Source organism: Tateyamaria omphalii (genome assembly GCF_014651375.1).
GTDB classification, from domain to species: Bacteria; Pseudomonadota; Alphaproteobacteria; order Rhodobacterales; family Rhodobacteraceae; genus Tateyamaria; species Tateyamaria omphalii.
This window is the reverse complement of record NZ_BMWT01000003.1, coordinates 45,285-69,709: the sequence shown is the minus strand read 5'-3', so window position 1 is coordinate 69,709 and position 24,425 is coordinate 45,285. Positions and strand designations below refer to the sequence as shown.

26 protein-coding genes are annotated in these 24,425 nt (G+C 61.2%); 8 read left to right on the top strand and 18 right to left on the bottom strand.

Going from position 1 to position 24,425, the window contains the following annotated elements:
• The first annotated feature begins 17 nt into the window (after positions 1-17).
• Positions 18-953 (top strand): L-threonylcarbamoyladenylate synthase, encoded by a 936-nt coding sequence (locus IE087_RS10925; RefSeq protein ID WP_189369385.1) that lies wholly within the window; start codon positions 18-20, stop codon positions 951-953.
• Here IE087_RS10925 and IE087_RS10920 read toward each other — a convergent pair.
• Complete coding sequence (locus IE087_RS10920; RefSeq protein ID WP_189369964.1) at positions 950-1,522, bottom strand: YqgE/AlgH family protein; 573 nt, start codon at positions 1,520-1,522, stop codon at positions 950-952. The two genes, IE087_RS10925 and IE087_RS10920, sit on opposite strands and share 4 nt — an antisense overlap.
• Before the next feature lie 156 nt (positions 1,523-1,678).
• Between IE087_RS10920 and IE087_RS10915 the strand changes: the two genes are divergently transcribed.
• Positions 1,679-2,491, top strand: coding sequence for a protein-disulfide reductase DsbD domain-containing protein (locus IE087_RS10915; RefSeq protein ID WP_189369384.1), 813 nt, complete (start codon positions 1,679-1,681; stop codon positions 2,489-2,491).
• On the opposite strand, the gene IE087_RS10910 is transcribed toward IE087_RS10915, so the two are convergent.
• From IE087_RS10910 to IE087_RS10890, 5 genes are all read right to left on the bottom strand, one after another.
• Complete coding sequence (locus tag IE087_RS10910; RefSeq protein ID WP_189369383.1) at positions 2,488-6,102, bottom strand: efflux RND transporter permease subunit; 3,615 nt, start codon at positions 6,100-6,102, stop codon at positions 2,488-2,490. The genes IE087_RS10915 and IE087_RS10910 overlap by 4 nt on opposite strands.
• A complete protein-coding gene (locus IE087_RS10905; RefSeq protein WP_189369382.1) occupies positions 6,103-7,560 on the bottom strand; it encodes an efflux RND transporter periplasmic adaptor subunit in 1,458 nt (485 codons plus the stop codon).
• A 95-nt stretch (positions 7,561-7,655) separates the two neighbouring features.
• Entirely contained in the window at positions 7,656-8,198 is a 543-nt protein-coding gene (gene moaB / locus IE087_RS10900) for a molybdenum cofactor biosynthesis protein B (RefSeq protein ID WP_189369381.1), read from the bottom strand.
• On the bottom strand, positions 8,195-8,803 hold the full coding sequence (locus IE087_RS10895) for a LysE family translocator (protein WP_189369380.1): 609 nt from the start codon (positions 8,801-8,803) through the stop codon (positions 8,195-8,197). Before IE087_RS10895 ends, moaB begins: the two co-directional genes overlap by 4 nt.
• The gene (locus tag IE087_RS10890) at positions 8,796-9,566 is read right to left on the bottom strand and encodes a uracil-DNA glycosylase (RefSeq protein WP_189369379.1); all 771 of its coding nucleotides are present in this window, start codon (positions 9,564-9,566) and stop codon (positions 8,796-8,798) included. The genes IE087_RS10895 and IE087_RS10890 overlap by 8 nt, the downstream gene beginning before the upstream one ends.
• A 129-nt stretch (positions 9,567-9,695) precedes the next feature.
• Here IE087_RS10890 and IE087_RS10885 point away from each other — a divergent pair, with 129 nt between their 5' ends.
• Both IE087_RS10885 and IE087_RS10880 read left to right on the top strand, forming a co-directional pair.
• Positions 9,696-10,640: an aspartate carbamoyltransferase catalytic subunit gene (locus IE087_RS10885; protein WP_189369378.1), complete on the top strand. Its 945-nt coding sequence runs from the start codon at positions 9,696-9,698 to the stop codon at positions 10,638-10,640.
• A complete protein-coding gene (locus tag IE087_RS10880) occupies positions 10,637-11,179 on the top strand; it encodes a hypothetical protein (RefSeq protein WP_229801352.1) in 543 nt (180 codons plus the stop codon). Before IE087_RS10885 ends, IE087_RS10880 begins: the two co-directional genes overlap by 4 nt.
• 35 nt (positions 11,180-11,214) lie before the next feature.
• On the opposite strand, the gene IE087_RS10875 is transcribed toward IE087_RS10880, so the two are convergent.
• The 5 genes from IE087_RS10875 to IE087_RS10855 form a co-directional block, all read right to left on the bottom strand.
• Complete coding sequence (locus IE087_RS10875; protein WP_189369377.1) at positions 11,215-11,949, bottom strand: class I SAM-dependent DNA methyltransferase; 735 nt, start codon at positions 11,947-11,949, stop codon at positions 11,215-11,217.
• A 165-nt stretch (positions 11,950-12,114) separates the two neighbouring features.
• A complete protein-coding gene (locus IE087_RS10870; protein ID WP_189369376.1) occupies positions 12,115-12,600 on the bottom strand; it encodes a periplasmic heavy metal sensor in 486 nt (161 codons plus the stop codon).
• A 2-nt stretch (positions 12,601-12,602) separates the two neighbouring features.
• Complete coding sequence (locus tag IE087_RS10865; RefSeq protein ID WP_189369375.1) at positions 12,603-12,980, bottom strand: hypothetical protein; 378 nt, start codon at positions 12,978-12,980, stop codon at positions 12,603-12,605.
• The gene (locus tag IE087_RS10860; RefSeq protein WP_189369374.1) at positions 12,977-13,564 is read right to left on the bottom strand and encodes an RNA polymerase sigma factor; all 588 of its coding nucleotides are present in this window, start codon (positions 13,562-13,564) and stop codon (positions 12,977-12,979) included. Before IE087_RS10860 ends, IE087_RS10865 begins: the two co-directional genes overlap by 4 nt.
• 56 nt (positions 13,565-13,620) lie before the next feature.
• Positions 13,621-14,067: an EF-hand domain-containing protein gene (locus tag IE087_RS10855; RefSeq protein WP_189369373.1), complete on the bottom strand. Its 447-nt coding sequence runs from the start codon at positions 14,065-14,067 to the stop codon at positions 13,621-13,623.
• 213 nt (positions 14,068-14,280) lie between these two features.
• Between IE087_RS10855 and IE087_RS10850 the strand changes: the two genes are divergently transcribed.
• Together IE087_RS10850 and IE087_RS10845 are read left to right on the top strand one after the other, a co-directional pair.
• Entirely contained in the window at positions 14,281-14,679 is a 399-nt protein-coding gene (locus IE087_RS10850; protein ID WP_189369372.1) for a DUF983 domain-containing protein, read from the top strand.
• A gap of 39 nt (positions 14,680-14,718) precedes the next feature.
• A complete protein-coding gene (locus tag IE087_RS10845; RefSeq protein ID WP_189369371.1) occupies positions 14,719-15,414 on the top strand; it encodes an NUDIX hydrolase in 696 nt (231 codons plus the stop codon).
• Here IE087_RS10845 and IE087_RS10840 read toward each other — a convergent pair.
• Both IE087_RS10840 and IE087_RS10835 read right to left on the bottom strand, forming a co-directional pair.
• Positions 15,411-16,313 carry an EamA family transporter gene (locus IE087_RS10840; protein WP_189369370.1) on the bottom strand — a complete coding sequence of 301 codons (903 nt, stop codon included), beginning with the start codon at positions 16,311-16,313 and terminating at the stop codon, positions 15,411-15,413. The genes IE087_RS10845 and IE087_RS10840 overlap by 4 nt on opposite strands.
• 16 nt (positions 16,314-16,329) lie before the next feature.
• Positions 16,330-17,205, bottom strand: a complete 876-nt coding sequence (locus IE087_RS10835) for a fatty acid desaturase (protein WP_189369369.1) — start codon at positions 17,203-17,205, stop codon at positions 16,330-16,332.
• Positions 17,206-17,357: 152 nt separating this feature from the next.
• Here IE087_RS10835 and IE087_RS10830 point away from each other — a divergent pair, with 152 nt between their 5' ends.
• Complete coding sequence (locus tag IE087_RS10830; RefSeq protein WP_189369368.1) at positions 17,358-18,218, top strand: helix-turn-helix domain-containing protein; 861 nt, start codon at positions 17,358-17,360, stop codon at positions 18,216-18,218.
• Positions 18,219-18,279: 61 nt separating this feature from the next.
• Here IE087_RS10830 and IE087_RS10825 read toward each other — a convergent pair whose 3' ends face one another.
• The 4 genes from IE087_RS10825 to bcoG form a co-directional block, all read right to left on the bottom strand.
• Complete coding sequence (locus IE087_RS10825; protein ID WP_189369367.1) at positions 18,280-19,026, bottom strand: SDR family oxidoreductase; 747 nt, start codon at positions 19,024-19,026, stop codon at positions 18,280-18,282.
• Positions 19,023-20,498 (bottom strand): carnitine 3-dehydrogenase, encoded by a 1,476-nt coding sequence (locus IE087_RS10820; RefSeq protein WP_189369962.1) that lies wholly within the window; start codon positions 20,496-20,498, stop codon positions 19,023-19,025. The genes IE087_RS10825 and IE087_RS10820 overlap by 4 nt, the downstream gene beginning before the upstream one ends.
• A 256-nt stretch (positions 20,499-20,754) precedes the next feature.
• Positions 20,755-21,177 carry a lipocalin/fatty acid-binding family protein gene (locus tag IE087_RS10815; protein WP_229801351.1) on the bottom strand — a complete coding sequence of 141 codons (423 nt, stop codon included), beginning with the start codon at positions 21,175-21,177 and terminating at the stop codon, positions 20,755-20,757.
• 137 nt (positions 21,178-21,314) lie between these two features.
• The gene (gene bcoG / locus IE087_RS10810; protein ID WP_189369365.1) at positions 21,315-22,229 is read right to left on the bottom strand and encodes a 3-dehydrocarnitine:acetyl-CoA trimethylamine transferase BcoG; all 915 of its coding nucleotides are present in this window, start codon (positions 22,227-22,229) and stop codon (positions 21,315-21,317) included.
• Positions 22,230-22,299: 70 nt separating this feature from the next.
• Between bcoG and IE087_RS10805 the strand changes: the two genes are divergently transcribed.
• The gene (locus IE087_RS10805) at positions 22,300-23,247 is read left to right on the top strand and encodes a GlxA family transcriptional regulator (protein WP_189369364.1); all 948 of its coding nucleotides are present in this window, start codon (positions 22,300-22,302) and stop codon (positions 23,245-23,247) included.
• A gap of 111 nt (positions 23,248-23,358) precedes the next feature.
• On the opposite strand, the gene IE087_RS10800 is transcribed toward IE087_RS10805, so the two are convergent.
• Positions 23,359-24,402: an aldo/keto reductase gene (locus IE087_RS10800; protein ID WP_189369363.1), complete on the bottom strand. Its 1,044-nt coding sequence runs from the start codon at positions 24,400-24,402 to the stop codon at positions 23,359-23,361.
• Between the last annotated feature and the right edge of the window lie 23 nt (positions 24,403-24,425).

The window sequence follows — 24,425 nt, the reverse complement described above, 5'->3', positions numbered from 1 at the left end:
AATGCGGACAAGGCCGAATGACTAATACCGAGACAATCCTGTTGCCCGCGGATGCGGGCGGGATCGCCGAGGCTGCGCGGGTGCTGGCGACGGGCGGGTTGGTGTCATTTCCAACCGAAACGGTCTATGGTCTGGGCGCGGATGCCCGAAACAGCCAGGCGGTGGCGCGCATCTTCGAGGCAAAAGGACGCCCGCGCTTTAATCCTCTGATCGTGCATGTGCCTGACTTGGATATAGCACTCCGATATGCAGACATCACCGGTTCCCTCGCCGATCTTGCCCAAAGCTTCTGGCCCGGGCCGCTGACACTGGTTGCGCCACTTGTGCAGGGGCATGGACTGTCACCGCTGGTCACGGCGGGGCTGGACACCCTCGCGCTGCGGGTGCCGGCCCATCCGGCGGCACAGGACGTTCTACGCGTCTTTGACGGGCCCGTCGCAGCCCCATCCGCAAACCCATCGGGGCGCATCAGCCCGACAACAGCCGTGCACGTCATGGAAGGTCTGGGCGGTCGCATCGATGCCATTGTTGATGCAGGCGCCTGCACGGTGGGCCTTGAATCGGCCATCGTTGGTGGCGATCCGCTCGCCCTGTTGCGCCCCGGTGGGCTGGCGCAGGAAGACATCGAGCGCGTTGTCGGGCCCCTTTCTCAAGCAGGGGATGCCATCACGGCGCCGGGCCAGTTGGCATCCCATTACGCCCCCGGAGCGGCTGTCCGTTTGAATGCCAATACCGCACATCCCAGCGAAGTACTGTTGGGTTTTGGGCCGATGGCGTCGGACCTGAACCTGTCCCTGTCGGGTGATCTGATCGAAGCGGCTGCAAACCTGTTTGACCACCTGCATGCGTTGGACGCACTGGGAAAACCCATCGCGGTGGCCCCTATTCCGGAATGTGGTCTGGGGCGCGCCATCAATGACCGCTTGCGGCGCGCCGCAGCCCCAAGGCCCTAGGCGCGGCCGGCCTCGCCTGACAAACCCAACGGGTCGATGCCCAGCGCATTTAACGCCTTCATCCATTTCGATGTATTACCGGTGCCAAAAACAAGTTGCGGAGTAGCCGGAACCGTCAACCAACCATTCTGCGCAATCTCGCCCTCGAGCTGACCTGGCCCCCACCCGGCATAACCAAGCATGACCAGCGCCCGTTCCGGCCCGTCACCGATGGCAATATCCTCAAGCACATCTTGTGTCGCCGTCATGCCAAATGCTGTGCCAACCTTGAGTGTTTGAAGGCGCGATGTGTAGTCGGGACCATGCAGAACAAATCCGCGAGAGGTTTCAACAGGCCCTCCGAAATGCACCGGTTTGTGCCTTTCATTCGACGTGCAAGCAATCTCGATCTGGTCCAGTAGTTCGCCCAACGACATGTCGGTTGCAGGCTTGTTGACAATCAGCCCCATCGCACCCTCATCGGAATGCGCACAGACAAACACGACCGAGCGGTCAAAGCGTGGGTCACCCATGCCCGGCATAGCGACCAGAAGTTGCCCTGTCAGATCAAGTTGAGAGGCGCCCGTCATTGCCTGTTCCGTTGTTTCTGGTGGCAGAATGCCGCCGGTCTGCGCGGTGAGCAACCGAAAGACGTGCAGCAGGCAAGCCACCGCGCACCAGATCGTTACAGGAAGTTGACCGGGACGTGACTTGGCTTTGATCGCCGTGCGTTGCATCTAGAAACCATGAAACAGAGCGCCCTGCCCCTTGCCGCCTTTCTGGCTGCCGTGACCGCTGTGCCAACGTTGGCCCAGGGTCGGTATGACGATATCGTTCAAACCGAAGTTTTGCAGGGCTGGGATTTGCCCGATGGCCGCCGCTTGGCGGCTGTACGTCTGGTTCTGGCACCGGGTTGGAAAACATACTGGCGCGCACCGGGCGATGCGGGTATTCCGCCGCATTTCGACTGGTCGCGTGCCCGCAACATCAGCGCCGTTGGTCTGAACTGGCCCACCCCGGATGTGCATGTTCAGAACGGGATGCGGTCCATCGGCTATACCGAGCAGGTGGTGATCCCCATACACATCACCCCCGCAAAGCCGGGCAAGCCCATACGCTTGCGCACGAAACTCTCCATGGGCGTTTGTTCCGATGTCTGCATTCCCCACGAGGTGTCGATTGATGCCTTGCTGGACAGCCCGGACCTGAGCCCGACCCCTGCCATCGTGGCCGCATTGGCCGATATGCCCTATTCTGCGGACGAGGCCGAGGTGCAATCTGCCACCTGCCGCCTGCGCCCGACCGAGCATGGCATGCAGATCGAGGCGCGTATTGATCTGCCGCACACTGGTGGAACCGAGGTTGCAGTGATTGAGCCCGGCATTCCAGGCGTATGGGTGAGCGAGCCAGCCACCACGCGCAGCGGCAACACTATCGTTGCCGTGAGCGAGATGGTGCATGCAGAGGGTGGTGCATTTGCCATCGACCGCTCAAACGTGCGCATCACCATTCTGGGCGGAAACTATGCCGTCGATGTGCAGGGTTGCACGGCTGGCTAAGCCGCGCGGCGCCGCGCGATCTGGAAAGTCAGAGCCGCCAGCACGTAGGCCACAAGACCCAGCACGATGACCCCGGCGGCAAACATACCAAAGGCCATCGGCACTGCTTCACCATCCGCCAATAGTGGCAGCATATCTATCAGAAAACGTGGTACTGTATCCGTGGCAAGTGCATATCCCATCGTGGCCCCGAACCACCCCAAGACAGCCACCCAAAGCGTCACAAAGCCCCGGCGCACAGACGCGTTTGGTGATCCCAGCCCACGCCGCATCGCCTGAACCTGTCGTCCCACGTCGTGTTGCACCGCGACCAGCGCTGGCACGACCAGCAGCACAAGAACCATGCCGAAGCCAAGCCCGTAGACCAGCGTGACCACTGTCGGTTTCAGAAATTGCGCCTGTTGCGATGTCTCATAAAGCAGCGGCGTCATCCCCAGCACTGTTGTCAGCGTTGTCAGCATGACCGGGCGCAACCGGTCTGCCGCCCCGTCGATGATCGACGGGAACAGGCCCCGATCCTTGGCGTAGTCATCTATGGTTGTAACGAGCACGATGCTGTCATTGATGATGATGCCCGTCATGCCCAGCAGTCCCACAACAGTGAACATGCTGAGCGGTATGTCCCACACGCTGTGGCCATAGATCGTGCCGACAAGGCCGAAGGGAATGATTGCCATCACAACAATTGGCCGTGTCCAGCTTGCAAAGACCCACGCCAGGACAAGGTAGATGCCGGTCAGGCACAGGATCAGACCCGTCAGGCTGTCACTGAGAAACTCGTCTTCCTGTTCGCTGAGCCCGGCCTTGCGGAAATCCACCTGACGTTCGGCGGCGATGTTGGGCAGAATCTCTTCCTCGAGAGCGCGGTCGATCTCGGATGCGCGCGCGGGGTCGTCTTCCGAGATGTCGCCCGTGACCGAGATGAGGCGGATGCCGTTCTCGCGCCGGACCGTCGAGAATCCGGTGCGCCGTTCGACACTGACAATGTCGGCCAGCGGGACATAGCCGCCATCCGGCGTGCGCATCTGCGTGCGGTCAAGGAAATCGGCGGTCAGCTCGTTCTCTGGCAGCTCGACCCGGATCTCGGCGCTGCGGGGCCCGTCCGGGAAGGTTGCGGCCTCGATCCCGTTCAGCCGGTCGCGCAGGGCGCTGCCCAGCATGTCGATGGTAAAGCCCAGCGCCTGCCCTTGCGCGGTGAGGTCGAGGATCAACTCTTCCTTGTCATAGGCAAGATTGTCTTCGACCGCGCTGACCTCGGGATACTGCAACAATGCGCGTTTCAGGTCTTCGGACGCCGCCTTGAGCGTGTCGGTGTCGTTGCCAAAGAACTGCACATCCAGCGCGTCGCCGCCTGGTCCCGATCTCCAGCCGCGGAAACTGACGGTTTCGGCCAAGGGGTGATGCACAACGGCATCCTGCAAATCGGCCACGAATGCGAAAGAGGTATAGGGGCGCAGGTCGGCATCGATCAGTTCGATCGAGATGCCGCCCAGCAAATCGGTGTCCTTGGATTCCGTGCCAGACAGTCCTCGGCCTGCGTTCCCGCCGATCTCGGCAATGACATAGTCAATGGGATTGCGGCCATAGCGGTCTTCATATTCGGCGCCCAGTGCCTCGGTTGCGCGCTGCATTTCCTGCATCATGGCAAGGGTGTCGTCGCGGGTCGCACTTTCGAGCATCGCAAAGTTGCCCGTAACGGACCCGCGTTCGGGCGCGTTGAAGAACCGCCATTGCACATCGCCCTGGATGAACAGCGCCACCTGGCTGGCCAGCACCACGCAAACACCCGCCAGCACGACGTAGCGGGCGGCAATCACACCGGCCATCATGGGGCGGAACAGCTTTTCGCGCATCCACTCAAACCCGTGGTTGACGATCACCGACGGTGTGTCGAGCCCCTTCGCCCCCATGCCGGCAACCCAATCCACCTTGGTACGGCGTGGGGACAACAGGAAGACAGCGGCCAGCACCGTCGGACCGGCCAACATGTAGGGCGAGGCATCCCACGCCGTTGCGATGCTGCCGGACCAGATCACATAGCCCAACGCACCCGAGATCACCGCTGACAGGACTGCAACGCTCAACACCGCCACGGCCAGCTTGACCCTGCTGAAGCGCGGTTTGTCCGATACGGCCAATGCGTGCCCCATGTGATGCGGCAGGATCAGGAAACACTCGACCAGCGAGGCCAGCAATACAGCAATCACAGTCAGGGGAATGTCGCGGATCAGATCACCAAAACGCCCGCCCACAGCAACCAATCCAAAAAAGGCGATCACCGTTGTGAGCGTCGCGGCAAAGACCGGCATCGCCATGCGGCGAGCAGCGTTTTCTGCCGCCTCCAGCGGCTGCTCTCCCAAGCTTCGGTGACGGTGGTCGGCGTGTTCGCCCACCACAATGGCGTCGTCGACGACAATGCCAAGCGTGATGATCAACCCAAAGAGCGACACCATGTTGAGTGTCAGCCCCCCAAGGAACATCAAGGCAATAGCCGCAAACAGGGCTGCCGGAATACCTGCCGCCACCCAAAACGCCGTGCGTGCATTCAGGAACAGGAACAGCAGGCAAATCACCAGCCCCAGGCCGACAATCGCATTGTCCACGAGGATGTTGAGGCGGGCCGAAATGGCCTCGGCCCGGGTGCGGATCAGGTCAACGGTCACCGACGGCGGCAGCGTGGACTGCAACTCAGCCGCCACCTTTTCCACCTGCGCCTGCATGGAAATGGCATCGCCATTGTTGGTCCGGTCCACACGGATCGACACGGCGGGGTTGGTGCCGACAAAGTAGCTGCGGTTGCGCGCTGCCCCCAGTTGCGAGACGGTTGCCACGTCCCGCACACGCAGCTTGGACCCGTCGGCGTTGGACCGTAGAACGATGCCTGCAATTTCTTCCGGTGTCCGCTTTTGTGTGCCCGTGCGCACGCGGGCGTTGGCGCCCGAAACGTCTCCCGCAGGGTCGGTGTCGACCTCGGCATTGATCGCTTGGGCGATCTCGGCCATCGTGACTTCGTTCGCGATCAGCGAAAGTGACGGGACCTCGACCAGCACCTGCGGCGCAGCAACACCGCGAATGTTCGTCCGCGTGATGCCTTCGGCAAAGAGACGTACGATGAACTCATCGGCAAAGAGACCCAATTGCTGCGGACTTACCGGTCCGGTGATCACCACATCGGTCACACGGTCCCGCCACGCACCACGGCGCACCGTCGGTTCATCTGCGTCTTCTGGCAGAGTAGTCACGCCATCGACTGCCGTTTGTACATCGTCTGCTGCGCGGCCCATATCCCAGTTCGGTTCAAACTCAAGCGTGACCGTGGCTGAACCTTCCCGCGATTGGGATTCGGTGCTTTCAACACCTTCGACCGCCAGCAGGACGGGTTCGAGAACCTGAACGATACCTGCATCGACATCTTCGGCCCCTGCGCCTTCCCAAGTCACGCTGACCGTGACGTTGTCGATGATCACATCAGGAAAGAACTGCGCCCGCATGTTGGGCATAGAGGCGATGCCCGCCACCAGCATCACAAGCAGCAGCAGATTGGCAACGGTGCGGTGGCGAACAAAGTAGCTGAGGATCCCTCCTGCTGCTTTTGGGATGTCGCGCACCATCTACCCGCCCATCCGGCTTTCAAGCCGTGCTACCATCTGGGCAGGCACAAGCGCTTCGTTCAGGCTGGCCAATGCGCGTTCCTTGGCCGCTGCGGGCATACGGTCGTTCGCCTCTACAAAAGCAACAAGGCGGGCGCGGCGTTCGTCGGTCAGCTCCAGCATCTCGGGCTCTAACTGCGCCTCGGCCTGATCACCACGCAGGGGCCGCACGGAAATGCCGGCACCAAGCAGTGGCGAGCGGGCTTCGACCACATCACGGCCCACAATATCCGCGCTGCGTACCAGCACATCATCGCCCTGACGGCGCAACAACTGCACCTCAACAGATTCCAGTCGGCTGTCCTCGCCCAGTACCAAAACGGTTTTTGCCGCATCAATCGCGGAGGCCGGCAGGCGCACCACCTCATCCAGCGGCGGTTCAGACACCACCACGGTCACAAAGTCACCGGTTTTGAAGCCAACCGCGCTGTCAAGGCGGGCAAAGACCAACCGACCGGTTTGCATGTCGCCGCCGCCTGCACTGGCGCGGCTGATGGTCCCGGTAGCCGTCAGGTCAATACCGACAACATTCAATGTCGCCGTCACGGGTGCTGGCATCACGCTGCCAGTATCCCCGAGAAGACGGATGTATTGCGCGGTTGAGACACGAAACGCCACCTCAAGTGCATTTGGATCAATGAGCACCGCCAGTTTTTCGTTGCTTGAGACAAGACGACCCGCAACAAGATCGGTTTCGTTCAGCGTTCCATCAAATGGGGCTGTGACGGTCGTATCGTCCACTGTGCGTTGTGCTTCGTCCAGGGCGATACGTGCACGGGCCAGCCGTGTGCGGCCTTGGTCAATCCGTGCTTCGGTTGAGGTGACAACCTGCCTGCGGGCCAGCACCGCCTGCCGGGCGGATGATGCGGCCAATTCAGCCTCTTCAACGGCGGCGGCCGTTCCAACACCCCGCTCGGCCAGGTCAACCTGTCGCTGGAAGGCCCGTTCCCGAAGATCGGCCTGATCTTGAGCAGCCCGTTCTTCATCCCGGGCCAGCACAAGGGCACGGTCGGCGTCGCGCAGTGCAGCCTCGGCATCCATCAGGTCCGCATCGGCACGGGCCAATTCGGCTTCGGCATTTGCAGGGTCGATAAGCACGAGGATCTGGTCTTGTTCGACCTCTCCACCGTCTTCGAAGCCGTCTGCCAATTCGATCACACGACCCGAAGCCGCTGCCCGCAGCTCAAGTGTGCGGCGGCTTTGCACCTCTCCGAACGCCTCAAGCACCGGCGTTTCCGTGGTCGCCTCGGCGCGGATTACGCCCACTGCAAAAACCCGTTCACGCGCCGGTGGCGTTCTGGCATCGCGCGCCAGACGTTCCTGCACAGCGCCACTCACAATGGAGCCCGCATAGGCGAGCAACCCCAGAGTGAGTGCAGCAAGCACCAATCCAATCAGGCTTTGCCTTAAAAATCTCATTCTTTCACGCCGTTAACCGCCCCCTCTGGGACCTTAGCACAATTTAGTTGGCCCCGGAAAATGTCCAAGCAACAAAGCTGTTACGTGTGAGATAGTTATTTCCGTCGCTGATGTTCGTCGAGGCGCGGTAAAATTTCCACGAAGTTGCAAGGGCGGTGCCGATAATCAAGCTGGCGGCCCAGGATTTCGTCCCAAGCATCCTTGCACGCGCCGGGGCTTCCGGGCAGCGCGAACAGGTAGGTTCCGTTGCAAACGCCACCCGTAGCGCGGCTTTGGACAGCGGATGTCCCAATCTTTTGCATCGACACGATGGTAAAGACGGTGCCGAAGGCATCAATTTCCTTTTCATACACATCGCGATGCGCCTCGACCGTCACGTCGCGGCCCGTCAGTCCCGTACCGCCGGTCGAAATCACGACGTCGATGTTAGGATCATCGCACCACGCGCGCAGCTGGTCCGCAATCTGGGTGCGCTCATCTGGCAGGATTTTCCGGTCGGCCAGCGTGTGGCCTGCATCCGCGATGCGGCTCACCAGTACGTCGCCCGAACGGTCCTGATCCAGGCCTCGGGTGTCGCTGACCGTAAGCACCGCAATGCGGATCTCAATGAAATCAAGGTTTTCGTCGATACGGCTCATGCACGCTCCAAAATTGCAAGGCGGGCGGCGAGCGCGGCAAAGACGCTGGCCGAGATGTAGTCGAGCACGCGGCTGCCGCGCGCCAGACGTTGGCCCGCGCCACCCGCAAAGACGCCCACGGCACCGTTGATGACAAAACCGCCCAGGGCCAGCAAAGCGCCAAAGATCAGGAATTGCGGCAGGACGGGTCCGGCGTCGGGGCTGACAAATTGCGGCACGAAAGCCAGCACGAACAGGATCACCTTGGGGTTGGTGAGGTTGACCAAAAGTCCCGCACGGAAGGCGCGGCGCGGCACCACGGGTGTGGCACTGGGCGAGGCGCTGCGGCGCAGGGTTTGCAAAGCCAGCCACAGAAGATACCCCACACCGACCCAGCGGATCACCTCGAACGCCAGCGGCATGGCGGCCACAAGTGCCCCGAGCCCCAGACCGGCAAGCGTGGTGTGCACGAATGAGCCTGCCGAAATCCCTGCACTTGCGGCCAACGCGGCGCGGGGACCCGCGCGCACGCCCTGCCCCAGGCAGAACATCATGTCGGCCCCGGGCGTCAGGTTCAGCGCCAGACCTGCCGGGACAAAGGCCAGTAGGAGAACCGGATCAACCATCGCGCAAATGAGCCTGCAGGCTGAGCAGATCAGCCCAAGCCTCGCGCTTGGCCGCCGGGTTGCGCAACAGGTAGGCCGGATGGAACATGGGCAGCGCGGGCTTACCACGCGCCTCGGTCCAATTGCCGCGCAGGCGGGTGATGCCGCGCTTGCCCAGAAGCGCCTGACAGGAATGGTTGCCCACAACCACCAGCACATCGGGATTCGCCAACTCAATATGCCGATGCAAAAAGGGTTGCATCATCGCCACTTCTTCGGGCTTCGGGTCACGGTTTTGCGGTGGACGCCACGGCAGAACGTTGGTGATGTAGACACTCTCGTCCCGGCTCAGATTGATTGCGGCGAGCATTTTGTCGAGCAACTGACCGGCCCGACCCACAAAGGGTTTGCCCTGCATGTCCTCGTCCCGCCCCGGCGCCTCACCCACGATCATCACGCGGGCACCGGGCACACCATCGGAGAAGACGAGGTTCCGCGCACCGCGTTTCAACTCGCAATGATCATACGCAGCAAGGCCCGAGCGCAGGGCATCCAAGTCCTGGGCCGCCGATGACACCTGCTGCGCGACCACAACCGGATCAACCGTATTTTGCTGGATAGGTGCAGCGGGGGTTTGCGCCGCCTTTGCCGCCTTCGCAACCTTCGGCACGGTTGCAGGCACCTCATAGCGGTTGACCGGCGCATCCGCGATGCACTCGTCTGCGCCCAGCTCAATCTGCCAGGCGAGGGCCGCAAGGGCGCTATGGTATTCCGCCGATTCCATGGCGCGATCCTACGCGCGCCGCACACGAACCGGAATGCCTATTCCGTGTTCAACAAATATGCCCACCCAAGCGCTTGCCGCGCCGCATAGCGGGCGCATATAAGCGCGGAGACACGCCAAGGGATCGCCATGACCTTCACCCACCGCCACCTTCTGGGGATCGAACACCTGCGCCCCGAGGAAATCGTCACCCTTCTCGATCTTGCCGAAGAATATGTAGACCTCAACCGCGCGACCCAAAAGCACAGCGATGCGCTGGCCGGCCTGACGCAAATCAACATGTTCTTTGAAAACTCCACCCGCACGCAGGCCAGTTTCGAGCTGGCGGGCAAACGGCTGGGCGCGGATGTGATGAACATGGCGATGCAAGCCTCGTCCATCTCGAAGGGCGAGACATTGATCGACACCGCGATGACGCTGAACGCCATGCACCCCGACCTGCTGGTGGTGCGGCACCCGCATTCGGGCGCGGTGGACCTGCTGGCGCAAAAAGTGAATTGCGCCGTTCTGAACGCAGGCGACGGGCGGCACGAACACCCGACCCAAGCGCTGCTCGACGCGCTGACAATCCGCCGGGCCAAGGGACGGCTGCACCGGCTGAACATCGCGATCTGCGGCGACATTGCCCACAGCCGCGTCGCGCGGTCGAACATCATCCTGCTGGGCAAGATGGAAAACCGCATTCGCCTGATCGGTCCGCCCACGCTGATGCCAGCAGGCATCGCCGAGTTTGGGGTCGAGGTCTACGACGACATGGCCAAAGGTCTGGAAGATGTGGACGTGGTCATGATGCTGCGCCTGCAGCGCGAGCGCATGGACGGCGGGTTCATCCCGTCCGAGCGGGAATACTATCACCGCTTCGGCCTTGATGCAGAAAAGCTGAAACATGCCAAGCCCGATGCCATCGTCATGCACCCCGGCCCGATGAACCGCGGGGTCGAGATTGACGGGACATTGGCCGACGACATCAACCGGTCAGTCATTCAGGATCAGGTGGAAATGGGCGTTGCCGTACGCATGGCCGCCATGGACCTTCTGGCCCGCAACCTGCGCACCATTCAGGGTGCCGCATGAGCGCAGACATGCGGGTCCCACCCAATGAACGCGGCGTGATCCGCGTCTTTGCGCTGTCCATGACGGACAAAGAGGCGCAGGCACTCAAGGACGACCCAGAGGCGATTGATGCCGCACTTGGGGCATCGGTTGACGCCGAGCAGGTCGAGGTGTTCCGTGTCTCCGACCTCGAAGGGATTGGTCTTGTTGGTTATCTGGTCGAGGGCAACGCGGTGCCACCAGAGCAGCTGTCGCCGGACAAAGCCAAGCTGGCAAAGCTGGGCGGCTGGGTGATGATTGTCTTTTCACTTGCCTTCGGGGATCGAGAAACGGCGTTGAATCCTGCAACCACGCTGACGCTGATTGGCACTTATGGCGAGATACGGACCGATTGGCGCGCGGCCGAAACGGTCGAGGCGGACAGTGCGAAACCCTACTCGGCCCCGCCCGAAACGGTGAAGAAAAAGCCATCCGATGCCGCCATGTCGGGCAGGATCGCCATGATTGCCTTGCTTGTGCTTGGGCTTCTGACCTGGGTGATGATCCGGATCGGCGGATAGGTTACGCACTCACGCGGCCTATCCGGATTTGGCAATCACCCCTCGGATTTTCTCCAAACCGAAATGTGGCTTTCGCTGAGATGCGTGAAGGGCGACCGCTCCCAATCGGCCCAGCGATACTCCAGCTCCAACCCAGCCAGTTGCGCCATCAGGTCCAACTCGGACGGCCAAACATAGCGAAACGGTATCGACAAGTGCTGATGCTGATCGCCTTTCATCCAGACATGATTGGATGAGTAACGCTGCGTGACCAGATCGTAGTCGTCCACTCCGAAATGATCACTGCTGCAGGCAAAGGCCATCTTGGTCTCACCAAACGGAATGCGCTGCAGAGGTGGCACACGGGTTTCAATCAGGAACCGCCCGCCTTTGTCCAAATGTCGTGCCGCATTTTTGAAACAGGCGATCTGCGCCTCTTGCGTGACAAGGTTGTCGATTGTGTTGAACACGAGGAACACGAGCGAAAATTGCCCTGGCACTTGGGCAGACGTCATATCCCCAATCGTGACATCCATCGGCGGGCCGGTTTCCTTTTTGCGGAGCTCGGCCACCATCGCCTTGGACAATTCGATGCCCTTCACGTCCACGCCTGACGCGCGCAAGGGCAAAGCGATACGCCCTGTTCCAACGGCAAATTCAAGCACGCTGCCCGTGCCCGTTAGCCCTTTGAGACACTTAACCGTCCGTTCAATCAGCGCGGGATCGCCACCGCCGTGATCGTCATCATAGCTTTTGGCAACGGCGTCGCCGAAGTAGCCATCCTCGTCCATTCCGGTCTATCTCCGTCCGACCTACACATCCCTGCATGTTAGCAGTTGGATGGACGCGCTGCAGGGCCTCTTTCAATATGGCGAAGCGATGGTGCCTATCGTGCCATTGGTGAACTGAACTACGCCCCTTGCTTTCGCTTCGATGCAAGACTGATCAGACCGTCTTCAATCGCCCTTGCGCGGCTTGCGGTGCCCACCTTTTTTTGCCCGTTCCTCGACGCGATCCGCATAAGCGAGACGTTCTTCTGCGGACATGACAGCGACCCGGTTCAGCCATTCGCCTTGGGCAACTTTCTGAACCTGCTCAACACCACGCGCCTGTTGTTCCAGAACAGCTGCAACGGCGGCCCGGTCAAACGTGTCTGCCCTTAGCAATGCCACCATCTCACTGAAAGCTGCACGTCGCGCTCCGCGACCGGGCAGGTCCTTGTTGTCACGTACGGCGCCAAACACGGCACGCCGATCTTCTTTTGGAAGTGCAAGCACATACGGCATCGCATACCCCATGCCCGGCCCTTTGCCGCCCAACGGCCCGCCGCTTAGGACCACCCCTCCGACAAGGCCGGCGATACCCAGGTTGATCGCAAGGGACAGGCCCAACAGGATTTTCACCCAGACTGGGCAGCGACGTTCGATTTGTGTCTCTGCCATGCTCAGCCCTCCTCCAATGCCCAACCAAATGCATCAAGGCCGAGGTTGGTGTCGTCATAGGCCGCATCATAGCCAAGGGTCCAAAATGAATCGACACCTGTGTCGCCAACCGCGCCAACGCCAATGACAAAGCCGGTTGCGGTTGCAGCCACCAATCCGCTGACTGCCCCCCATCCCCCAATGCCGCGCACAATCTGCTGCCACCAGGGAGCAGCCACCACGCGACCACCGGGTGCGGGCAAATGCGCCTCGGCGTCAACCAGCACCCGGGCCACCAGATCACCCGAGGGATCCGGCACCGGCAAGGCCGCCAGCTCGTCCAGCATCTGGTCAATCCCGTCGGGATCAGGCTTTTCTGGCGCGACTGTCATATCCATCATCCTTCATATCCAAGGGCGGCCACCCGCCCCTTCAAGGCCGCTGCAAGGGCGCGTTTTGCCCGTGCGGTCAGGCTTTCCACTGCCTCTACGCTGATGCCCAACTGCTCCGCAATCTCGGGGTTTGACGCCCCATCGAAATGGCGCAGTGTCAGGGCCAGGCGCTGGCGTTCTGGCAGCGCGGCAATTGCAGCGCGCAGCGCGGCGTGACGCGCATGGTCCTGCAATCTGGCTTCCGCTCCCGGTGCCGGATCTTCCGGCTCGGCCACATCGTCCAGTGCAACGCCACTCCGGCGACGTTTCCGCAAGCGATCCGTACACAGGTTCGACACGACCCGGTACAGCCACGTCGACACCTGCGCTTCGCCAAAGCGCCACTCCGGCGCAATGCGCCACAACCGCAACATGGCGTCCTGCACCACGTCCTCTGCCTCTGACCTGTCGCCCAGCATGCGAAATGCCTGCGCATGCGCACGCGGCGCCAACCGAACAGTCAAGGCACGGGCCGCGCCTGCATCACCGCGCGCATAGCGGGCAAGCAGTGCAGCGTCATCCTCGTCCGGGCGTGCGTCAAGCGGCATCGTCATAACTCCGGCAACCTGCCCGGCCCCGCCCCCTCGAACAAGGGGCGGGGCCTGCGCCCTTAGTTATTGTTGCGCGGCTTGTGGCCACGCTTGCGCATCTCAGCGCGGGCCTGCTCGAACTCTTCCTGCGAAATCCCACCGCTGTTGTCGGCATCAAGGCGATCAAACATCCGGGCCGGATCGCGGCGCTTGTTCTGCATTTCCTCGGGTGACAGCTTGCCGTCCTCGTTGGCGTCCATGCGGGACATGATACGCTCTGCCCGAGATTTTGCGCGCTCACTGGCGCTTGCTTCCAACTCGGAGACGGACAAGAAGCCGTCGCCGTCCGTATCAGCCTCGGCAAAGCGCGCCTGGCCAATTGCCTGCATCTCTTCCAAAGTCACTTCGCCGCTCCCGTCCGCATCCAGCGCTGAAAAGTCAGGCCCACGATCACGTGCCATCGCTGACAAGGTGGTAAGGCCAACCGCTGCCGCGGCGATAGCCGCAATAAATGTGCTGCGTTGCATAGTGTATACTCCGTTTTTGCCTCAGGTCCGGCCGGTTGATCCCGCCGCCCTATGCAACCTCAAACGGCTGGGTGCGTACATTCCGTCGAAAAAAATTTCCTGGTCGAGTCGCGCATGGCATGGAACGCGACATCGGGACGCAAGGACAGATTGCGGCATTCCGTTTTATGGCAGTCGCTCACATGTTGGGCGCAGTCCTAGAAAGGCAGATGTATGCAAACCGAGCAAACAACGATCCCAACTGAACTCGAGCGGCCAATGCGTCCGGCGCTAATGCGTGGGTGGCAACGCAAATGCCCGCGCTGTGGCAATGGACGGCTGCTCAAGGGCTATTTGAAGCTGGCTGACACGTGCCCTGTATGCAAGCTCGACTACACCCATGCACGGGCTGACGATGGCCCTGCATATCTGACGATCCTGCTGGTCGGGCACCTGATGGCGCCGCTCCTGCACGTGGTGTTTGTCCATTGGCGACCCGAGCCGCTGGTGCTGTTCACGATTTTTGCAGTTGGCTGCGTGGGCTTGTCCCTCTACCTTCTTCCAAGGCTCAAGGGGGCCATCGTCGGGTTCCAGTGGGCGCGGTCGATGGGCGGCTTCGGCCGCGCCGGGTAGCGCCTGCACCCCGGCGCCGATATCGGCCAAAGGGGTGACATGACCACGATCGACAAGACCCAAATTCGCAACGCATCCACAGTCATCGTGCTTCGAGACCGGATGACCAAGCCACGTATCCTCATGGGGCAGCGTGGCGCCAATGCCGCCTTCATGCCAAACAAATTCGTCTTTCCGGGCGGCGCGGTCGATGCGGGTGATCACGCCATCCCGCTCGCATCGACGCTCTTGTCACCCAACGACACACGGCTCGCAGAAGATGGGGAACCCCATCTCGGGCCAGCCCTCGCCGCTGCGGCGATACGCGAACTGTTTGAAGAAACCGGGCAAATCCTCGGGCAACCCGGCAACTGGCCGGATGCCCCGCCCGATTGGACACAATTTGCATCTGCAGGCTACCGCCCGCACGCCGCCCCACTGCAATTCGTCTTTCGCGCACTGACACCACCCGGCCGCCCTCGTCGCTTTGATGCCCGGTTCTTCCTAATCGACGCGCAGGACATTGCCTCCGACCTCGACGATTTCAGCCGTGCCTCGGATGAACTGTCACATCTGCAATGGATCGCGCTCGACGATGTGCGTGGCTTTGACATGCCCTTCATCACCGAAGTGGTCTTGGCCGAAATCGCGGCGCGCGTGACCGACCCCGCCCCGCCGCCAAGCGTGCCATACTTCAAGAACAATGATGAAGAGAGCCTGTTCGTCCGCCTGCGCGGCCATCCAATGACGGACTAGATCGCAAGCACCAGCAATAGGATGGAGCCCAGTAGGACGGCCATGCCAATCCATTCCCGCGAGGTGATGGCCTCGCGGAACAGCAGAACGCTGACCAGTGCGCTCATCACCAGTTCGATCTGCCCAACCGCCTTGACGTAGGCCGCGCTTTGCAGCGTGAAGGCAAAGAACCAGCAGAACGATCCGGCCATCGACATCAAACCGACCCAGACCGCGACCTTGCGCGCGGACCACACCGCCCTGACCTGGCCCGGATCACGCCACCGCAGCCAAAGGACCATGGCAACGGTCTGCATCGCGGTCACCGCGGCCAGCGTCAGCCCGGCCCGCGCAATTGGATCATCCAGCCCAAGGCTGAGCGAAGCGCCCCGGTAGGAGACGCCGGACACGGCAAACAGCAATCCGGCCGCCAATCCTAGCCCGGTGGCCCGGTTTGCCATGTCGCGCCAGTCCCACCGTACGGGTTCGGGTGGGGCGGACAGCAGCAGCACGCCCACAAGACCCAGACCGATGGCGGCAAAGCCCAGCCAGCTGACCGCATCGCCCAATACGATCCACCCCACAAGGACGGCCTGGATAACCTCGGTCTTCTTGAAGGTGATACCGACCGCGAAATTGCGCGCTTTGAACAGGCTGACCGTGGCCACCGTCGCAAGGATTTGCGCCAGCCCTCCGACGGCTGCGAACATCCAGAACTGCGGTCCAAACGCGGGCCAGACGGTGCCAGTGCTGCGCATATAGAGCACGATCAGAACAGCAATCAGCGGCGCGGAATACAGAAAACGTGCAAGCGTCGCACCCGACGCGCTCAGAGTGCCAAGGGAGAGTTGCCGCTGCAGCATAAACCGCAGCGTCTGAAACATCGCCGCAGCGACTGAAATGGGAATCCAAAGGGCCATGACCCTCTATGGCGGCTCAGCGGTCCGAGGACCAGAGCGGATGCGGCACCGGATCCTTGGCCCGCAGGAAGTACCGGGCAAACACATCCCGGTACGAAGCAAAGCGGTACCCCTCGTTGCAGGTCAGGTATCGGTCGCGATTGGCCCGGTAGAGCGCGGGCAACCGGTACCATGGCACGCGCGGATGCATGTGGTGGACGACGTGGAAGTTGTTGTTCAGAAAAAGAAAAGCCAGCAGTCCGCGATCTTCCACGATCACCGTACGGCCCCGGGCACGCTCATGCGCCTGATGTTCGAGAAAGGTCCGAATTTTCAGCACGGACACCGCCGCGTAACAGGCCGTCAGGTACAGCCAGATAGGCGTAGGACTTGCCCAAATGACACACAGGGTCGCAAAAACACCCGGCAGATGCACCAACCACCCACGCAGCACTTGCGCATCACCCGCCCGGATCGCCCGCCAATCCTCTCGCATGAAACTGACCTGCGCCACGACCGGCCCCAACAGCATCCGCCCAGCAAGCGTGTTGTTCAGCGCCAGCACGCTCCGCAAGAGGCGTGGCATCTGCTGCCACACCACCGGATCAACATAGTTCGTCTCGGGATCATCATAGGGATCGGTCAGGTTCGCATCCTGATGATGCGCCAGATGCGTATCGCGAAACCGCAGGTAAGGGATGAAAAGCCCCGGATTGACGACCACGAGGGCCTCGCTGGCCCACCGGGATGGAAACGGATGACCGTGCAGCACCTCGTGGGTCAGCGAGGCATGCAGGACAAGGGTAAGCACCAGCACGCCCCACGCCCACCCCGCTGGCAAGACCATTAGGGCAAACACCCACAGCACCATGCACACCAGCCACAGCCCCAAGGTGATCCACTCGACCTGCATGGGACGATCAAAGGGTAAACGTCGGGACGACCGGCGTGACGGCATTGGCTAAAGGCTCCGGGATAAGATGCGCTCACGCTACCGTGAACGGAGCATGCCGCGAATTCCGAATTGAGTTAACAATTCCAGCAGATGCAGATATTTATCACCACATGCATGAAATTATCGACAAACGCCTTCGCGCCTCCCAATTCCGCGCCCGCCTGTCCCGCGCGATGGCTGAGAAATCCATGTCGCAAAGTGCTCTTGCACGTCACATCGGCACCGACCGATCCACGATCAGCCAAGCACTTGCTGATGATGGTGCACGCTTGCCCGGCGCACAGGTGGTCGGGGCCTGTGCGCAGGCCCTCGGGGTGTCTGCTGATTGGCTGCTTGGCCTCTCAGACCGCCCGGAAAGCGCTGCAGCACTGACCGCCGCCGCGCTGACGCTCACCGAAGCCCCACGCGCGCTTATCGACGAGCGCATCTTCTCGTGGCACCAGGAGGCGGCAGGCTACAAGATCCGACACGTCCCCGCAGGCCTGCCCGACATGCTCAAGACTCAAGAGATGCTGGAGTGGGAATACGGCCCCCACCTGGGGCGCACCACCACGCAAGCCATCAACGCGTCCCGCGACCGGCTGAACTGGATGCGTGCAGCACAGTCTGACTATGAAATCGCGCTGCCGCTCTACGAATTGCACAGCTTCGCCGCCGGAACCGGCTACTACGCGGACCTACCGGCCGACACGCGACAGGACCAGCTCGACCAACTGCTTGACCTAAGCACCCAGCTCTATCCAAGGCTCCGTATCTACCTCTTTGATCAGCGCAAACTCTACTCAGCCCCGATCACTATATTCGGCCCCTTACTCGCGGTGATCTATACCGGCGGTCACTACATGGCCTTCCGCGATCGGGAAAGAATAGAAACACTCTCCCTGCATTTCGACACCTTGATACGGCAAGCCTCGTTCACTGCACGAGATATTCCGAGCCATTTGGATGGCTTGCGCCATCTGATCACCTAGAGCGCCGCAAGGGTCGGCGGGCGGGCGCCTTTGCCAAAGGCAAACAGAGCCGCCCGACGGCCTACAGCTTCGGGTCCGGATTTTCGGTATGGCCGTCAACCGCAATCACTTGCCCCGACACGCGCCGTGCAGCATCTGACCCCAGAAACACGGCCATGTCAGCAATATCCGATGCCTCCACAAAGCTGCGCATGGATGTCCCGGAAGCATAACCCTCATAAACCTGATCACGGGTCGTCTCTTTGGCTGCCGCCTCACGTGCCAAGACCCCTTCCATTCTAGGTCCTTCAACCGCGCCTGGACAAATCGCATTTGCACGAACGCCAAAAGGCCCCGCCTCCATCGCGACGGTCTTCATCAATCCGATGACGGCCCACTTCGCCGCCGCATAGGGCGCACGATTGGGGTAGCCATGTATCCCGGCGGTCGAGGATGTGAACACGACAGAACCTCGACCCGCCGCCTTCATCGCAGGCAGACCATGTTTCACGGCCAGAAAGGCACCTTCCAGATTGACCGACACACAAGACCGCCAATCGCCCAAGGCCACATCCTCGACCCGCGCCGTTGGTCCCGCAATCCCGGCATTTGCACAGAGCACATCCAACGCCCCGGCCCGGGACATCACACCCGCGACCGCGTCCTCGTCCGAGGCATCGCAAAAGTGCGAAGACCACTGGGCAGGCAAAGCCTTCAACGCAGCCGCATCCACATCTGTCACCCAAACCTCGTACCCGGCAGCGTCAAAAGCCTCGCCCATTGCACGACCGATCCCCGACGCACCGGCGGTGATCAGAACCCGGCTCATGGGCGCTGCCCGACAGCCCGGCCAACACCCTCGGGCGCAGGCAAATCCGCATGCGCCACCGACACCCGTTCCAAAGCCGCAACAATCGCGGCAGCAGGTTCGGACGGGCGCCGAGTCTCAAGGCTCACATGCAACAGGAAATGCTCTCCCGTCGCCAAAAGCCGCTCACCCTCATACATCTCATGGAACAGGTGCAGCTTCTTGCCCGCCCCGGCCAAAACCTGCGTGCGCACTGCGATCACGGCGCCCGCATGCACTTCGTCCACGTGGCGAATATGGGTCTCGGCCGTGAAATAGCTGCCGCCGGTCGCGATGTACTCCGCGTCACAGCCAATCATCTCCATGAAACGGTCCGTCGCATCGCCAAAGGCCTGCAAATACCGCGCCTCGTTCATGTGGCCGTTGTAATCCGTCCAATCCAGCGGCACGGCCCGGCGCACGGTCAGGATGGGCGCAGAGACATCCTCCAGATCATCCACATGGGCCGCCAGAACGGTCCCTGCCCGCAACTGCGCCTCGTGGGCATTTATCACCGCACCCGCGCCCCAATCATTGGCCTTCAGGCTGCGCATCATGCCCACCAGATTGTCATCCCGCGCCTTCAACATCTCGGAAATCGTCATGTGCCCGGATTGCGCATCCGATTGCCCGGCAATCAAATCCACCAACTCGTCTGTAAACTCAGGCACATCCATCAGCTTGGTCCAAGGCCACTGCAGGGCCGGGCCAAATTGCGCCATGAAATGGCGCATCCCAGCATCGCCACCAGCGGTGCGATAGGTGTCAAACAGCCCCATCTGCGCCCAGCGGATGCCAAAGCCCATGCGGATCGCCTCGTCGATCTCCTCGGTTGTGGCAACACCGTCCTTGACCAGCCACAGCGCCTCGCGCCAGACGGCCTCAAGGAACCGATCCGCAATATGAGCGTCGATCTCCTTGCGGACACGCAAAGGATAATGCCCAAGGGACCGCAGAATGCCCTCGGCCTTCTCCACCAGAGCAGGGTCTGTTGCAGATGACGGCACAACCTCGATCAGCGGCATCAGGTAAACGGGATTGAACGGGTGACAGACCATGATTTGTTCCGGTCGCGCCGCGCCCTCCTGCAACTCGCTGGGTTTGAACCCGCTGGTAGACGAGCCGATGATCGCATCCGCAGAGCACGCCACTTGCAGGCCCGCCAACACCTTGTGCTTGATGTCCAACCGCTCCGGCACACTTTCCTGTATCCAGACCGCGCCCGCCACGGCTTCCGCCAGATCGTCGTGAAAGGTCAGCCGCCCCTCGTCGGGCAAGGCCACATCCGTCAGGCTCGGCAACGCCCGCCGCGCCTGCGCCAGAACAGGGGCCAGCTTTGCATCCGCCTCAGGGTCGGAATCAAACACCCGCACATCCCAACCATTCAGCAGGAACCGCGCTGCCCAACCGCCGCCAATCACACCGCCGCCGATGATCGCTGCAACTTTTCTCATTCTTTTCATTGCTTCTTTTTCCTTGGCGGACTAACTCGCCAAACATGACCAAACTGACACGGCATATCTGGTTCTATTATTGAACTTTTCTGAGGCTCCAATGGGCCTCTTTGCCATGTCGTGACGTCTGAATTCCTCAGAACCATCGCGACCACTTGGGTTCCCTTCTCCATGGCGGACTGTAAATCCGTGGCGGTAAAACGTTGGAGTGGTCTCCGCGAGAGGTTCGATTCCTCGGGAACCCACCATATCCATTTCAAATACCAGGCTTGCCATCACGCCAATCGGCCACGCGATACCCGTTAAAGTCCAAAACCTGCTCCGCAGCGCGAATCTGATCCGCCCACCGTTTTCCAACGCGCGTCACCACAAAGCCGAACCGTCCATCCGGGTCCCCCAAAGCCGCCGTGTTGTGATCAGGGTCGATCCATACGACCCACAGATCGCGCTTGGACCTATCGTCGTAGGTGATCTCCAAAACACCGCGCCCAAGTGGCATCACGCGTCCGTCGCGTGGTGCCCCGGTCTCGCTCCGCTCCTGCCATCGACCATTGGCAATGTCGAACCCTGCCAACGCCCACTCACCCGCACCCGCCCGTTCGACCTGCCAATGTCCGTCGAACCTCGCCTGTTCGAACCTGCTGATGGCGCCGATTGGCACAGTCGGGTTGCGCAGCAATTGAGGGTCATTCGTAGGTGCGGGCGCGCAGGCAGCCAGCCATCCTATTGCGCAAAGGTTAACGATCAGGAGCCAAAGCGCCCGATGGGGGTGTACAGGGGGTGCACGCCTGGTGCACGGGGGGTGACACCCTGTCATCACCCTTTTGGCGACCGCTTGGTCAGCCCCAATTTCTCGCGCACCTCCGCCGGTCCAATGACCCGCGCGCCCATGTTTTCGATGATGGTGCCCGCCCGTTCGACCAATTGCCAGTTTTGAGCCAGTTCGCCCTTCCCAAGCCACAGATTGTCCTCAAGACCGACCCGTACATTGCCGCCCGCCAGCACCGCTGCCGCAACATAGGCCATCTGGTTGCGCCCCAATGAAAAGGCCGAAAACGTCCAATCCTCCGGCACATTGTTGACCATCGCCATGAATGTATTCAAATCGTCCGGCGCACCCCAGGGCACGCCCATGCACAGTTGAACCAGCGCGGGCGCGTCCAGAACACCATCCTTAACAAGTTGTTTTGCATACCATAAATGCCCGGTGTCAAAGGCTTCGATCTCTGGCTTCACCCCCAGGTCTGTCATCATCCGCCCCATGGCGGTCAACATGCCGGGCGTGTTGGTCATCACGTAATCGGCCTCGGCAAAGTTCATGGTGCCGCAATCCAGAGTGCAAATCTCCGGCAGGCATTCCGCCACATGCGCCACCCGTTCTGACGCGCCTATCATGTCGGTTCCGTCATCTTTCAGCGGCAACGGGGCCTCGGTATCCCCAAACACCATGTCTCCGCCCATTCCGGCTGTCAGGTTGAGGACAACATCAACATCCGCATCCCGGATACGATCCGTAACCTCTCGATAATACTCAAGTTTCCGGCTCGGAACACCTGTCTCGGGATCGCGCACATGGCAATGCACAACAGCCGCACCGGCCTTGGCTGCCGCGATCGCACTGTTCGCAATCTCTTCAGGACTGCGCGGTACATGGGGGCTGCGATCCTGCGTACCGCCCGATCCGGTCACGGCACAGGTGATGAAAACCTCACGATTCATGGTCAGCGGCATGTGTTCCTCCTTGCATTCCAAGGCACTCTGCCATCCATTGCGATCAAGACTTGTCAAAAAACGAAACGAAATGACAAAAACCGCAATCCTCGTTCTACAAGATACGAATACCCTTTCGCTTGCCGCAGCCGTGGACCCTCTGCGCGCCGCCAACCGACAATCCGAACGAAAGCTCTATGATTGGAGCTTCGCAACACCAACCAATGAAGACGTTCAGCTGACCAGCGGCCTGACCGTACCCGCTGCCCCGCTGCAACGCGTTGTCTCTTGCGATCTTCTGATCCTCGTGGCCGGGTTCAACGTGATCCCACAGGCCACCCCGGCCCTGTTGTCGAGCATCCGGCGCCTCACTGCACCTGGCACTGTGCTTATGACCATTGATGGCGGCGCGTGGCTCGCCGCGAAGGCTGGCCTGCTGGATGGGCACGCCGCCACCACCCATTGGGAGGATTTGGCGGAGTTCTCCGCGAGCTTCCCGGACATCACTCTGCAAAACGCAAGGTTCGTGACATCCGGCAACCGATGGACCAGCAGTGGTGCTGCGCCGACCCTCGACATGATGCTGCAACTGATCGAGCTTCAGCACGGAACATCATTGTCCACGCGCGTCGCCGCCGGCTTCATCCACACACGCGCCCCGTCGTCCACGGATCCCCAGATTCGGCACCCGGACGCGCGCCGACACAGTGCACTGACCAACAAGGCGCATGCCATCATGGAGGATGCGCTGGACACCCCTATTCCAATCCCAACCATCGCAAAGAAACTTGGGCTAAGCACCCGCTGCCTGCAACTTCACTTCCAGCAAGTGCTTGGGATCACGCCAAAAACGCACTACCTGACCCTGCGGCTGGCCGAAGCGCACAGGTTGATCAAGCATACGAAAACGCCGCTGCACAGCATTGCCTTGGCAACAGGGTTCGGATCTCAATCCAGCCTCGCCCGGGCGCATTCGGAAAAGTATGGGGCAAGTCCCCGTACGACGCGCACAACCTGTCAATTTGACCCACAGTTTTAAATTGGCCTGGTCGCCACCGTCATCTGGGTCGGCCTGCAACCATGCTCCCCTCCCCCGAGGGGAGGGCCAGGGTGGGGGTCACCGGAAATAGAATGCGTCAGCACATTCGGATCAATACGGCATCGGATGTGCACGGTGCGCGGCGTCAAGATCGGCCAGCACCTCATCGATCAGCCGCACATCAGCCGCACCGATGGCAACCTCCAGCTGGTCCATCGTTGTGGCTCCGAAGATGACCGAGCACATGAATGGGCGCGTCATGCACCACGCCAAGGCCATCTGGCTTGGATCAAGACCATGTTTGCGCGCGACGGCTAGATAAGCATCGACCGCATCGAAAGCCCGCTCGGTCTTGCGCCCGCCCAGATCGGGGTTCAGCGTCAGTCGTGAGCCATCCGGCACGGCACCACCCTGGTATTTTCCAGTCAAAAGCCCGGTTGCCAGAGGTGAAAAAGACAAAAGCCCCACATCTTCGTTCAGGCTCAACTCGGACATGTCCGTATCGTAGAACCGGCACATCAACGAATATTCATTCTGAACCGAGGCGACGCGCGGCCCACCCGCACGCTCGGACGCAGCCAGCCACTGCGCTGTGCCCCACGCACTTTCATTTGAAAGACCAAAGGCGCGGATCGTGCCGCGATCCACCTCGCGCTGCAGTGCACCCAGACAGTCCTCCATATTCTGACGAACGGCAGCAACATCATGGCCCGACGGGTCATAGGCCCAGTTTTGTCGGAACATGTAGCTGCCGCGGTTGGGCCAGTGGAACTGATACAGATCGATGTAGTCTGTCTGCAGCCGCTTCAGCGACCCTTCAACTGCATCCGGAATGGTTGCGCCGGAAATGTCGGCACCGTCCCGAACATGGCGCATCCCTGCGCCCGAATGTTTGGAGGCGAGGATCATCCGATCACGCGCGCCGCCCCGTTCGAACCACTTGCCGATGATCTCTTCCGTGCGGCCAATGGTTTCCTTGGCGATGGGGTTCACCGGGTACATCTCGGCGGTGTCAACAAAGTCGATCCCCGTAGAAAGAGCGCGGTTAATCTGCGCATGGCCTTCCTCGGTCGTGTTCTGCGTGCCCCAGGTCATGGACCCAAGACATAAGGCCGACACCTCGATTCCCGTGCGTCCCAGCTTGCGTCGTTCCATGTCAGGCCCTCCTATTGCGTCCG

Excerpts from the sequence above, each read along its gene's own strand:
- IE087_RS10865 (WP_189369375.1), bottom strand. The coding sequence starts at position 12,980 with ATGATGGATATGACAGTCGCGCCAGAAAAGCCTGATCCCGACGGGATT.
- moaB (WP_189369381.1), bottom strand. The coding sequence starts at position 8,198 with ATGAGCCGTATCGACGAAAACCTTGATTTCATTGAGATCCGCATTGCG.
- IE087_RS10830 (WP_189369368.1), top strand. The coding sequence starts at position 17,358 with ATGCATGAAATTATCGACAAACGCCTTCGCGCCTCCCAATTCCGCGCC.
- IE087_RS10895 (WP_189369380.1), bottom strand. The coding sequence starts at position 8,803 with ATGGTTGATCCGGTTCTCCTACTGGCCTTTGTCCCGGCAGGTCTGGCG.
- IE087_RS10850 (WP_189369372.1), top strand. The coding sequence starts at position 14,281 with ATGCAAACCGAGCAAACAACGATCCCAACTGAACTCGAGCGGCCAATG.
- IE087_RS10915 (WP_189369384.1), top strand. The coding sequence starts at position 1,679 with ATGAAACAGAGCGCCCTGCCCCTTGCCGCCTTTCTGGCTGCCGTGACC.
- IE087_RS10820 (WP_189369962.1), bottom strand. The coding sequence starts at position 20,498 with ATGAGAAAAGTTGCAGCGATCATCGGCGGCGGTGTGATTGGCGGCGGT.
- IE087_RS10805 (WP_189369364.1), top strand. The coding sequence starts at position 22,300 with ATGACAAAAACCGCAATCCTCGTTCTACAAGATACGAATACCCTTTCG.
- IE087_RS10840 (WP_189369370.1), bottom strand. The coding sequence starts at position 16,313 with ATGGCCCTTTGGATTCCCATTTCAGTCGCTGCGGCGATGTTTCAGACG.
- IE087_RS10905 (WP_189369382.1), bottom strand. The coding sequence starts at position 7,560 with ATGAGATTTTTAAGGCAAAGCCTGATTGGATTGGTGCTTGCTGCACTC.
- IE087_RS10800 (WP_189369363.1), bottom strand. The coding sequence starts at position 24,402 with ATGGAACGACGCAAGCTGGGACGCACGGGAATCGAGGTGTCGGCCTTA.
- IE087_RS10880 (WP_229801352.1), top strand. The coding sequence starts at position 10,637 with ATGAGCGCAGACATGCGGGTCCCACCCAATGAACGCGGCGTGATCCGC.
- IE087_RS10825 (WP_189369367.1), bottom strand. The coding sequence starts at position 19,026 with ATGAGCCGGGTTCTGATCACCGCCGGTGCGTCGGGGATCGGTCGTGCA.
- IE087_RS10870 (WP_189369376.1), bottom strand. The coding sequence starts at position 12,600 with ATGGCAGAGACACAAATCGAACGTCGCTGCCCAGTCTGGGTGAAAATC.
- IE087_RS10910 (WP_189369383.1), bottom strand. The coding sequence starts at position 6,102 with ATGGTGCGCGACATCCCAAAAGCAGCAGGAGGGATCCTCAGCTACTTT.
- IE087_RS10920 (WP_189369964.1), bottom strand. The coding sequence starts at position 1,522 with ATGACGGGCGCCTCTCAACTTGATCTGACAGGGCAACTTCTGGTCGCT.
- IE087_RS10875 (WP_189369377.1), bottom strand. The coding sequence starts at position 11,949 with ATGGACGAGGATGGCTACTTCGGCGACGCCGTTGCCAAAAGCTATGAT.
- IE087_RS10860 (WP_189369374.1), bottom strand. The coding sequence starts at position 13,564 with ATGACGATGCCGCTTGACGCACGCCCGGACGAGGATGACGCTGCACTG.
- IE087_RS10835 (WP_189369369.1), bottom strand. The coding sequence starts at position 17,205 with ATGCAGGTCGAGTGGATCACCTTGGGGCTGTGGCTGGTGTGCATGGTG.
- bcoG (WP_189369365.1), bottom strand. The coding sequence starts at position 22,229 with ATGCCGCTGACCATGAATCGTGAGGTTTTCATCACCTGTGCCGTGACC.
- IE087_RS10845 (WP_189369371.1), top strand. The coding sequence starts at position 14,719 with ATGACCACGATCGACAAGACCCAAATTCGCAACGCATCCACAGTCATC.
- IE087_RS10890 (WP_189369379.1), bottom strand. The coding sequence starts at position 9,566 with ATGGAATCGGCGGAATACCATAGCGCCCTTGCGGCCCTCGCCTGGCAG.
- IE087_RS10855 (WP_189369373.1), bottom strand. The coding sequence starts at position 14,067 with ATGCAACGCAGCACATTTATTGCGGCTATCGCCGCGGCAGCGGTTGGC.
- IE087_RS10885 (WP_189369378.1), top strand. The coding sequence starts at position 9,696 with ATGACCTTCACCCACCGCCACCTTCTGGGGATCGAACACCTGCGCCCC.
- IE087_RS10925 (WP_189369385.1), top strand. The coding sequence starts at position 18 with ATGACTAATACCGAGACAATCCTGTTGCCCGCGGATGCGGGCGGGATC.